Annotated in this window: 1 pseudogene; it reads left to right on the top strand. The window is 71.1% G+C overall.

Going from position 1 to position 242, the window contains the following annotated elements:
- A pseudogene (locus IF37_RS40550) lies at positions 1-242 on the top strand (transketolase); the annotation flags it as partial.

The raw sequence follows: 242 nt of genomic DNA, 5'->3' as shown, positions 1-242 counted from the left end.
GGGCGTCGAGACCACCACCGGCCCGCTGGGCCAGGGTGTCGCCAACGCGGTGGGCATGGCGATGGCCGCCCGCTACGAGCGCGGTCTGTTCGACCCGGACGCTCCGCAGGGCGAGTCCCCCTTCGACCACTACATCTACTGCATCGCCGGTGACGGCTGCCTCCAGGAGGGCATCTCCGCCGAGGCGTCCTCGCTGGCCGGCCACCAGAAGCTCGGCAACCTGGTCCTGCTGTGGGACGACA

The organism is Streptomyces sp. NRRL S-31 (genome assembly GCF_000718775.1).
Taxonomy (GTDB): Bacteria; Actinomycetota; Actinomycetes; order Streptomycetales; family Streptomycetaceae; genus Streptomyces.
The sequence above is the reverse complement of the archived record's forward strand: the minus strand, read 5'-3'. Positions and strand labels throughout refer to the sequence as shown.